Below are 12,135 nucleotides of genomic sequence, written 5' to 3' on the forward strand. Positions count from 1 at the left end.
AGGAGGCAGGTGACAAAAATGGTGGATAAAATAGCACAGAATCTTATGCTTTCTGATTACACGTTAAATGAGGAGAAGGAGTATTGGTTACAAAAGCTAGAGGGTGAGATCAGCTTTAGTGGTTTTCCTGTGGACTACTATAAACCAAGGGTAAATGAAGGTTTAGCTAAAATAACTATACCAATTCCTGAGCCACTTTTTAATCGGATGAACACGATGTGTAATCATAATATGCATGGGCTGTATATGATTCTTGTTTCAGGAGTGAAAGCTCTCCTGTACAAGTATACAGATAACGAGGATATCATGATTGGCATGCCTTCTTTTCAACAAACTGAATCGGAAGAGACAATGGCTCATATTATTGCTCTTCGTTCAAAAATAGAGCACGAGCAAAGCTTTCGATTCCTTTTAAGTGACATTAGAAGCAGTGTTTTAGAGGCGGATCAGCATCAAAGCATTCCATTTAATGTGCTTGCTGGTCTGAAACAAGAAAGCTGGAATGAATCAGAGGGCTTTCAAACAATTGTAGCTTTTAATGCTATTCATAATGAGTTACATAGGCATGAAATTGAAACAAATACATTGTTTTATTTTGAGAGAGATGACTCTCAGCTTTATTTGCACTTGTTCTATCATTCCCATCTTTATCAGCAGGAAACGGTCGACAGGCTAGGAGAACAGCTTCTTCTTATTTACGCTCAGACACTTACAGATCCAGAGATTTCTATAAAGGATATTTCTTTAGTGACGGATGATCAAGAAAAGGAATTGCTTAGCCTATGGAAGGAAAATGAAGTCAAATATCCACCATCTACGATTCATGAGCTTTTTGCTCAGAGTGTGAGGCTGTTCCCTAATAGAGTAGCGCTTTCTGACGGGCAAAAGGAGCTAACTTATGCAGAGGTAGATCAGTGGACAAATAGACTGGCTCATACACTTATCGAAAAGGGACTACAAAGAGAGCAGTTAGTGGCTGTTGTTCTTGAGCGTTCCTTAGAGATGGTGATGTCAGCCTTAGCCATTCTGAAGGCAGGAGGGGCGTATGTCCCTATTGATCCGAGCTATCCTATCGATAGAATTCTCTACACGCTAGAGGATAGTGCTGCAAACCTTGTTTTAACACAGCCGGAAGTAAAAAATGTACTTCATTTGAACGTGGGCATTACGGTCATTGATGTACACCAGCAAGAAGCATTGAGTAAGGATGATAGTCCCTTACCAAATAGAAATGAAGCAGAAGACTTAGCCTATATCATTTATACTTCAGGGACAACAGGAAAGCCTAAAGGGGTCATGATTGAACATGAAAATGTGGTTCGACTGTTACATAACGAAGCGTTCCAGTTCGATTTTAATGAACGGGATGTCTGGACATTGTTTCATTCGTTCTGCTTCGATTTCTCTGTGTGGGAGATGTACGGTGCTCTCCTATACGGAGGGAAGCTAGTTGTTGTACAGGCTGATGAAGCAAGAGATCCTGCAAAATTCATAAACGTGTTACTAGAGGAACAGGTAAGTGTGTTAAATCAAACTCCTACAGCGTTTGCTCAATTAGTAGAGGAGCATATGAAGGATACGAAGAATAACCTAGATTTGCGTTATGTGATATTTGGAGGCGAGGCTTTAAAGCCAGGAGGCTTAAAGAGCTGGAAAAGACGCTATCCCGAATGCAAGCTAATTAATATGTACGGAATTACTGAAACTACCGTTCATGTAACATATAAAGAAATAACAGAATACGAAATCGAGCATAACATCAGCAATATTGGAAAACCGATCCCGACACTTTCAACGTATATTTTTGATACGAATCAGCAGGTGCTCCCAGTGGGCTTAGCTGGTGAGCTCTATGTAGGAGGAGCTGGAGTTGGCCGAGGATATTTGCACAGACCGGAGCTTAGCGCTGAAAAGTTTATACAGAATCCCTACAGATCTCAAGAGAGGCTTTATCGCACAGGGGATTTAGCGCGCTTGCTGACTAACGGAGAAATGGAGTATTTAGGTAGAATTGATCATCAGGTAAAAATCCGTGGTTTTCGAATTGAGCTTGGAGAAGTTGAGACGGTCCTTCTACAGCACCAAGCTATTCAGGAGGCTGCAGTCTTAACGAAGAAGCATCAAACAGGAGAGAGCTATATTTGTGCCTATTACGTGCTTAAAGAAGTACTTTCAGAATGGGCTCTGCGAGAGTATATGGCTACTCTATTACCGGAATATATGATTCCGTCCTACTTAGTAGAAATAGATCGGTTTCCTGTAACCTCTAATGGAAAGATTGATCGGAAGCTCTTGCCAGATCCGAAGGAAAGACTAGCTGCTGAACTGGATGAGCCAAGTAATGAAGTAGAGCAACTGCTGGAGGAGATATGTGCAGAAGTAATTGGTATCGATAGAGTTGGAGTTCGACAGCCCTTCTTTCATGTAGGCGGCGATTCTATAAAAGCCGTAAGCTATGTAAATAAGATAAACAATGCCTTCCACGTACAGCTACAGGTTAAGGATATTTATGTACATCAAAGTATTCAACAGCTTAGTCAGGCTATTAATGAGCTAATGCGAAGTAGCGAAGGGACGTTAAGTGAGGCTGAAGCTACTCCTCACTCAGGGATTCAAGAGGCAACTAAAGAGCTTATTGAGCTTCAAGAAAAGATCCGTTCGTCTTCTGAGCTCAGTGCCCACATTAAGGATACTGTAGAAGACTTTTATCCTATGAGTGACATTGAAAGAGGGATGGTTTACTATGCTTTGGCAAATCCAAATCTAGGAATCTATCATGATCAATTTATTTACTATGTGACAGATGCTAGCTTTGATATTCCCGTTTTTGAGAAAGCTATAGATATGTTAACAAAAAAACATGATATTTTAAGAGCGAGCTTTAACCTAAAGGATTTTGAAATACCTATGAAGCTCATCCATACATCTATTTCTTTAAACCTTTCTTATGCCGATATCCGTACACTCACAAATGAGCAGCAGAAATCACATATTCAAGAGGACCTACAAAGAGATAGGGCTAAATCCTTTGATCCTCATACTGCCCCGTTGTGGCGTATGAAAGTTTATCAATTGACTGCTGAAAAGTGGTGCTTAGCCTGGATTTTCCATCATGCCATCCTAGATGGATGGAGCAATGCGTCCTTTATGACGGAGCTATCGAATACGTATTTTCGTTTAAAGGAGGACCCATCCTATACCGTTGAGCCATTATTAAGTCATTATCGATCCTATATTATTGAGCAAACGGTTTTGAAAAAAGATCCGAAGATAAAAGAGTTTTGGAAATCGGAGCTTAGTGAATATAAACGACTTCCACTCCCTAAGCGAAATGTACACGCTGACGTCAATGAGAGGAAAACGTACTCCATTCCATTAAAAAAAGAGCTATTAGAGCAGCTTAAAAAAATGGAATTAATGTACCAGACGGATATTAAAACATTATGTTTTTCAGCTTATGTCTCTATGTGTAGCATGCTTTCCTATGAACGAGATTTTGTTGTGGGTTTAATTGAAAATAACAGACCGATCTGTGAGGACAGTGATAAAATCCTAGGCTGCTTTCTAAACACAGTTCCAGTAAGAATTCGGTTAGATAAAAGTCTAACGTGGGGGGAGCATGTTCGAGCTATTAGTCAAAAGCTAGTTGATATTAAGTATTATGGAAGACTACCATTATTTGAGATCTTGAAGGAGCTAAAAGAAAGCTCTCAGGATGGGAATCCTTTATTTGATACCATTTACAATTATGTGGACTTTACGATTTATGAAAAGATGGAGCATCGAGAAACGGAAGCTGCTCCAATAGAGCTACAAGCAAATGAAAAAACAAACACGCTGTTTGATTTTACTCTCTTAAATACATTTAATCAATTTTCAGTGCATGTCATCTACTCACCTGTGTTGTTTGACGAGTCTGCTATGGAGAAGGTCATTCACTACTTTATTAAAGCTTTGGAGCATATTGCTTATAGACATGAAGCTGTTATAAAAAAGCAGGATTTATTATCCGCTGAGGAACAAAGGTTGTTCGTTCATGACCTTACTTTACCTAAGCAAGAACAGCTAAGTAAAAAGTCAATTCCAGATCTCTTTGAGGAGCAGGTTAGGCAGTACCCTCATAAGATGGCAGTCGTTTGTGCCGAGCAGGAGCTTACGTATGAATCTCTAAATGAGTACGTTCAGCGCTTAGCGCAGATCTTACAGGAAAAGGGTATTTCATCAGGGGATATCGTCGGTTTAATGACCTCTCATTCTCTTGAAACCGTTGTAGGTGCATTAGCCATTTTAAAAGCTGGGGCTGCTCTGGTCGCTTTAGATCCAGAATACCCTCATAGCAGAATTGAGCATATGATTGATGATAGTCAAATCAAGGTTCTCTTAACAGATGATAAGACTTCTAGCTCTTATCCGTTTCAAGGAACAGTGATCAACGTACTTGAGCAGCTAGGAGATGGTCAGAACAATCAGTCTGCTGGCAATGCTCTGCCAGAGTGGACAAACCCAGGAGAAAATGACTTAGCTTACTTAATCTACACGTCAGGATCAACTGGGAAACCAAAGGGAGTCATGGTTGAGCATAAAGGATTAGCTAATTTGAAGAGTGTTTTTGAGCAGGTATTCGGCATAACTCCAAACGATCGAATTTTACAATTTGCTAGCAGCTCGTTTGACGCGTCAATTTGGGAAATGAGCATGGCTTTACTGACCGGTGCAACTTTGTATATCCCAACAAAAGAAGTCATTATGAGTACGGCAAAATTCGAGAGCTTTATGAATCAGCATGAAATTACAGCGGCAACCTTGCCACCAACGTATGTATCACAGCTAGAGCCAACACGCTTAAACACGTTAAAGAAGCTCATTACGGCTGGTTCAGCCATTTCAGCTGAGCTTGTCCATCGCTGGAAGGGACATGTCCATTATTTTAATGCGTACGGTCCTACGGAATATACGATCTGTACAACAATCTGGGATTCCTCCTTATCCTATTTTGATGGATCTATTGTTCCTATCGGTCGACCTATCTACAACACTCATGTGTATGTGCTGGATCAGCAGCTAGAGCCGCAGCCGATCGGAGTAGAAGGAGAGCTTTGTGTTACCGGAGTAGCCTTAGCTAGAGGATATTTGAACAGGTCAGAGCTTACAGCAGAGAAGTTTGTAAAACATCCGTTGTTCCCTAATCAAAAGCTCTATCGAACAGGGGATTTAGTCAGATGGTCAGAGGATGGAAACCTTGAGTTTTTAGGTCGGCTTGATCATCAAGTGAAAGTCCGAGGGCATCGTGTAGAAACAGGAGAAATCGAAAACTCCCTTTTAAAAATAGACAGTGTTACAGAGGTGGTTGTCCTGGATCGAGAGGATGCAAACGGTCAAAAGTACCTTTGTGCTTACTTTGTAGCCGATCAACAATTAGAGCACTTAAAGCTAAGAGGAATTTTGTTGGAGAGCTTACCAGATTATATGGTTCCAGCTCACTTTATACAAATAGAAGAAATGCCGTTAACCCCTAATGACAAAATTGATCGAAGGGCACTTCCAGCTCCAGAAAGTAAAAGATTGACTGAAGGCAGAGAGTATCTTGCTCCTACTACTGACATTGAAAAGCTTCTTGCTGAAATCTGGCAGACGGTACTAGGTGTTTCACAGCTTGGAGTTGAGGAAAGTTTTTTTGAGCTAGGTGGCGATTCCATAAAGGCTATTCAGGTCTCAGCAAGGCTTCATGAAAAGGGTTATGCGCTTGAAATCAGTAGTATTTTTCAATACCCTTCCATTCAGCAGCTAGCTGAACAGGTTACTAGAAATAGCCATCAGGTTGATCAGGGGAGTGTACAGGGATATTTCTCCCTGACCCCGATACAAAAATGGTTGTTTGAAGAAAATCAATCGATTCACTACTTTAATCAATCAATTATGCTTCATCACCCAGAAGGTTTTGAAGCAGCGATATTGATGAAAGTTTTAGAACAAGTGGTAGAGCATCATGATGGATTGAGGATGTGCTTTAAGAACGAAGATGGTCAAACAGTAGGTTATATTCAAGGGTTAGATGAAACTCCTGCTTTTGATTTCATTTCTTACGATCTAAAGAATGAGAGTGGTACTACGCTCTCTAATAGAATTGAAGAATATTGTACAGCTCTTCAGCAGAGCTTTGTGCTAGAGCGAGGACCATTGTTTAAGGTAACTCTTTTTAAGACGCAGGAGGGAGATCATTTAATGCTCCTATTGCATCATTCCATTGTGGATGGTGTATCGTGGAGAATTCTACTTGAGGACGTAAGTGAAGCATACTCTCAGGAGCTGAACCAGCAGGAGATTCGCTTTCCGCAGAAAACCGATTCCTATCTAAGATGGTCAAACATGCTTTATGAATATGCTCAAAGCAATGAGCTTCTCCGTGAGATTGATTATTGGGCGGAGCTGGAAAGAGTCACGTGTCAGCGTTTGCCAGTTAACGAAAATAAGACTAGCTATACAAACCTCGTTAGGGATGGAGCAAATACTTCTTTTAAGTTAAGTACTGAGGATACACAAGCTCTATTAAATCAAACACATCAAGCTTATAACACGGAGATGAATGACATTTTATTAACGGCATTGGGACGTACAGTATATAAATGGACAGGTCATCATGATATCTTAATTCAGCTTGAGGGACACGGACGTGAAGCTTTTCTAAAAGACATGAATATCTCTCGAACTCTGGGGTGGTTTACATCCACATATCCCGTATTGATAAAGCTTGACCACACTAGAGATTCGGAGGAAGAGAACCTTGCTTATCATATAAAAAGTACGAAAGAAATGCTAAGAAAAATACCTAACAAGGGTGTTGGCTACTCCTTGCTAAAGTATGTCACACCTAGCGAGCTTACTAACCGATTATCGTTTGATATAAAGCCAGAAATTAACTTTAACTACCTAGGTCAATTTATGGAGCAGGATGAGAAATCGGTGATCAAACCATCCTCCATGTCTACTGGACAATCGGTAAGTCCGGAATTCTTCAGGCCTTCTGTTTTAGATTTTAGCGGGATGATTTCAAACGGTTCCTTAGAGTTTCATTTGAATTACAATACCCATCAGTTTTCAGAGCGACAAATGGAAGAGGTAATTAACCTATTCAAAACGGAGCTTTTACACATTATTGAGCACTGCCGTCGTGTCGAGCAGAAGCAAATGACACCTACAGATATGGGGAATTCTGAGCTATCTATTGAGGAGCTAGAGGATATTACTGATTTCTTTAATGATTTGGAATGAGTACAAGCTCCACACAGGACGCAAGGAATGTATGGTGAAAATAAAAGCTGTTACAAGAGTGTCTCTAACGAGAGGGGAATAGCGAATGGCAAAAAAAGTTGAAATACAAAATATTTATCCCTGTACGCCGATGCAGGAGGGGATGCTGTTTCATACTCTTCTGGATCAAGAATCTTACGTATATTTTGAACAAACCTCCTTTACGATCAGTGGGACGGTGGAAGTAGCTCTTCTTGAGCAAAGCTTTAATCACCTGATTAAGCGATATGATATTCTTAGGACTAATTTTATTCATCATAAATCCCGAAAGCCACAGCAGGTTGTTCTAAAGGAACGAAGCATATCCGTCCATTATGAGGATTACACTCATTTAGATGTAAAGGAGCAAGAGGTGTCTCTTCATAGATTTAAGGAAGCGGATAAGGGGAAGGGCTTTGAGCTTTCACGTGATCTTTTAATGCGTGTATCTGTGATTCGTACGGGTATAGAGCGGTATGTCATTCTGTGGAGTCATCATCATATTTTGATGGATGGCTGGTGCTTGGGAATCATTTTACAGGAACTGATGCAGATTTATACAGCTCTAAAGCAAGGGACATCTGTACAGCTTGGAAAAGTGCAGCCTTATTTATACTATATTAACTGGCTTAAACAACAAGATCAGGAGCTGGCTAGACAATTTTGGAGTGAATATCTTGGTGGATTCGAAGAACTGACTAGTATTCCAAAACAAATTTCACAGGGTCAGACTTCTTCAAGAAGGTTCATTCAGGATGAGCTTGCTTTTAAGCTTCCAGAGTCTATTACTCTGGAGCTTAGAAAATTTGCTCAGCAGCATCAAGTTACATTAAATACTGTAGTCCAAGCGGTTTGGGGAGTTCTTCTACAGCATTATAATCATAGTTCAGATGTCGTATTCGGCTCGGTTGTGTCTGGAAGACCTTCTGAGATTAATGGTATTGAGAAAATGGTTGGTTTGTTTATCAATACGGTTCCAGTAAGAGTTCAAGGGAGAAAGCAAGCCTTTAGTCAGCTTGTAAAGGACATGCAGAATATAGCACTACAAGCTGAAAGATTTGATTATTTCCCACTTTATGATATTCAAAATGGCTCTGCATTAAAGCAAAATTTAGTGGATCATATTATAGCCTTTGAGAATTATCCGATCCAGGAGCAAATTCAGCAATCACAATCATCCAATGAGCTTGGCTTTAGGATCGAAGATGCTGATGTTTTTGAACAATCGAATTACGACTTTACGCTTGCTATCGGCTCAGGGAAGGAATTATTTTTTAAGATTAGCTTTAACACAGCCGTATACGAGCGAAGCTTTATTCAGCAAATAGGCGGACATGTTCAGCAGATCATTAAGACGATCCTAGGCCAGCCAGATATACGCATTGACGAGATTGCAATCGTAACGGAGGAGGAAGAGGCTGTTCTGCGCGGCTTCCATACAGCAAGCCTTGATGGTGGGCTTGGTAGCTACCCGAGGAATAAGCTGCTACCGGAGCTGTTTGCTGAGCAGGTTGCCTTAAGACCCGACGCTTTGGCTGTCGTCCAAGGGGAGCGAAGCTTCACGTACCGGGAGCTACAAGAGGAGAGTGATTGGCTGGCTCAGCGTCTGATTCAGCAAGGGGTACAACGCGGAGAGCGAGTGGGCCTTATGGCAGGCCGATCAGCAGATATGGTCGTTGGGATGCTGGGCATTGTGAAGGCAGGAGGAGCGTATCTTCCGTTAGAGGCAGGCCTTCCTGAGGAGCGGAAGCAGTATATGCTCCAGGACGGAGGAGTCCGCTGGATTGTAGTGTCGGAGGAGCTTAGACAGAACGTTCCTGCGGGGGCTGTGGCTCTTGTGCTGGGTACAAAGGAGGAAAAATCTGGAGATTCAAGAGGTGAGGATAGAGGAGCCACGCTAGGAGCTTCGGATGTACAGGCTAGTTTAAGCACATCTGAGGCAGTGGCAGAATCAGCAGCAGGAATAGCGGGGGAACGGATCAGCAAAGACTCGGCTGAGCAGGTAGCCTATGTGATGTATACGTCAGGCTCAACAGGGACCCCGAAGGGGGTCATGGTCACTCACCGAAATGTGGTCAGACTCGTGAAGCAAAGCAATTATGTACAGCTGGAGGCTGGAGATCGACTGCTGCAAACCGGAGCGAGTGGCTTTGACGCTAACACCTTTGAAGTCTGGGGAACGCTGCTGAATGGTCTGACCGTCTATTTCGTGGAGGATGACATTCTGCTTGAGGCGGAGCGCTTAGGAGAAGCGCTACAAGCCTATCAGATTAGCACGATGTGGCTCACATCTCCCTTATTTAATCAGCTGGCGCAGCAAAAGCCTAGCATCTTCCAAGGGATGAAGCAGCTGCTTGTAGGGGGAGATGTGCTGTCCCCCGTGCATATTGAGCAGGTCAGACAGGCTTGTCCCAGCCTAACGGTGATCAATGGCTACGGGCCGACTGAAAACACGACCTTCTCCGTGTGTTATCGAGTAGAACCGGGGGAGAGGATCGAAGGAGCCATTCCGATTGGCTACCCGATCAGTCACTCTAGCGCCTACATTCTGAATGAACAGCAGCAGCTCAAGCCCATTGGGGTTGCGGGAGAGCTGTGTGTAGGTGGCGATGGAGTAGCACTAGGCTATCTGAATCAGGCGCCTCTCACAAAAGAACGCTTCGTTCCTGACCCGTTTCTGCCTGAGGGCAGAATGTATCGAACGGGAGACCTAGCCCGTTGGCTACCCGATGGACGGATCGAATACCTTGGACGGATGGATCAGCAGGTCAAGCTGAGGGGGTATCGGGTGGAGACCGGAGAGGTGGAAAGCCAGCTCCTGAAGCTTGCTGGGGTTCGAGATGCTGTTGTTCTCGTCAGAGAACATGGAGGGGAAAAGCAGCTTTGTGCGTATTATGTGGCGGATCAGGATCTAGACGGAGCGGAGCTAAAGGCCGAGCTGAAAGCGAAGCTGCCCGACTACATGATCCCGACCCTGATGATGAGCATGGAGAAGCTACCTCTGACAGCGAACGGGAAGATTGACCGAGCCCAGTTGCCTGAGCCGGATCGCACTCAACTGGCGTGGAGCGAAGAGCCGCCAGCTGGGGAGGTGGAGAAGCGTTTAGCCCAGCTTTGGCAGGACGTGTTAGGCGTAGAGCGTGTGGGACGAGGGGATCACTTTTTCGAGATGGGAGGCCATTCCTTGAAGGCGACCCAGCTGTTAACGCGGATTCATAAGGAGTTTCAGGTGGAGGTTCCTTTGAAACAAATTTTCGAGGCTGCTTCCCTTGTAGATATGGCTAGTGCAATAAGCTCAGCCCAAGAGGCGACATATACGTCCATCCCATTAGCTGAACCGAAAACCTATTATCCTGTCTCCTCAGCTCAAAAGCGCATGATGATTTTGGACCAGTTAGAGGATGTACATACAGCGTACAATATTCCAACTGCGGTCATGATCAAGGGTGAGCTTGACATAGAGCGTGTTGAAGATACTTTTAAACAACTGATTAAAAGACATGATTCATTGAGAACAACCTTTATGTTTGTAAATGATGCTCCTGTACAGAAAATTGAATCAGAGTTTCAGTTTCAGCTTAAGCGGATAGAAGCAAAGGAAGCTGATTTGAGCTATGTCATTCAGGAATTTATTCAACCTTTCGATTTATCTAAGGCTCCACTATTTCGAGCGATGCTTGTTAAGCTTGGAGAGCAAGAGTATTCTTTAGTCTTTGACATGCATCATATTATCTCAGATGGAACTTCAATGAACGTATTTATGAAAGAGTTTATACAGCTGTATGAAGGAGCAACTCTTCTTCCTATTAAGCGACAGTATAAGGATTATGCTGTTTGGCAGGATGAGCTTCTTTCCTCGGAAAGGGCACAGGAGCAGGAAAGGTATTGGCTAGAGCAATTTAAAGAGGAGATTCCAACTCTAGACTTACCTTTGGATGATTCACGTCCTACAAGATTTAGCTTTAACGGAAATCGTATTTCGTTTGAGTTGGATACTAATACGTACCAGGGCTTAAAGCAGATAAATCGAACTCATGGTACAACATTATTTATGGGGCTGTTGGCAGCCTACTATGTTCTGCTCTCAAAGCTAAGCTTACAGGAGGATATTATAGTAGGGTCTCCTATTGCTGGTAGAAATCATGCAGAGTTGGATTCTATTATAGGTGTATTTATTAATACATTAGCTTTGCGAAACTATCCTGTAAAACAAAAAACCTTTGGGGACTTTCTTTTAGAGGTCAAGGATAACACGTTACAGGCTTTTGAAAATCAGGATATGCCATTTGAAAGATTAGTAGAGCTACTAGAGCTCAGAAGAGATATAAGTCGTAATGCTCTTTTTGATACGATGTTCATTCTGCAAAACATGGAAATGGAGGCTGGAACATTCTCCTCATTTTCAATTAGTCAGCTCCCTTTTGAGAACCCTATTACTAAGTATGACTTGACACTTAGTGCTGTAGAGCAGTCTAACACAGTAGTATTTAGCTTTGAATATTGTACAGATTTATTTACGGAAGAAACAATTCATAGATTTGCCCACTGTTATCAAAATATACTGAATCAGATCATTCAGAATCCGGCTTTGCCTATTGCCGAGATCAATATGCTTACTGATCAGGAGAGTAAGAATCTGGTGTCCCAATTTAATCCAGAGCCGATTGGTTTTCCCGAGCAAGCGATCCATGTTCTGTTTGAAGAGCAGGTACGTCAGCGCCCAACACAGGAGGCGATTCGATTCGGTCAACAAAGCCTGACCTATCAGGAGCTGAACGACAAAGCGAATCAAATAGCTCACGCTCTAAGAGCCCGAGGTGTGCAGCGGGAGGAGCTTGTAGGCATCAT

At 42.6% G+C, this 12,135-nt stretch carries 2 protein-coding genes; both read left to right on the top strand.

Features of this window, described 5'->3' with window-relative positions; all coding sequences use genetic code 11:
• Positions 1–18: 18 nt before the first annotated feature.
• Positions 19–7,269, top strand: coding sequence for a non-ribosomal peptide synthetase (locus tag J2S11_RS21220; protein ID WP_307398044.1), 7,251 nt, complete (start codon positions 19–21; stop codon positions 7,267–7,269).
• Between the two features lie 85 nt (positions 7,270–7,354).
• On the top strand, positions 7,355–12,135 hold a 4,781-nt coding region (locus J2S11_RS21225; RefSeq protein ID WP_307398046.1), incomplete at its 3' end, for a non-ribosomal peptide synthetase.

It is taken from the genome of Bacillus horti (genome assembly GCF_030813115.1).
GTDB classification, from domain to species: Bacteria; Bacillota; Bacilli; order Caldalkalibacillales; family JCM-10596; genus Bacillus_CH; species Bacillus_CH horti.

What these genes read in the sequence shown, in the direction of transcription:
- J2S11_RS21220 (WP_307398044.1), top strand. Translation starts at nt 19, where the DNA reads ATGGTGGATAAAATAGCACAGAATCTTATGCTTTCTGATTACACGTTA.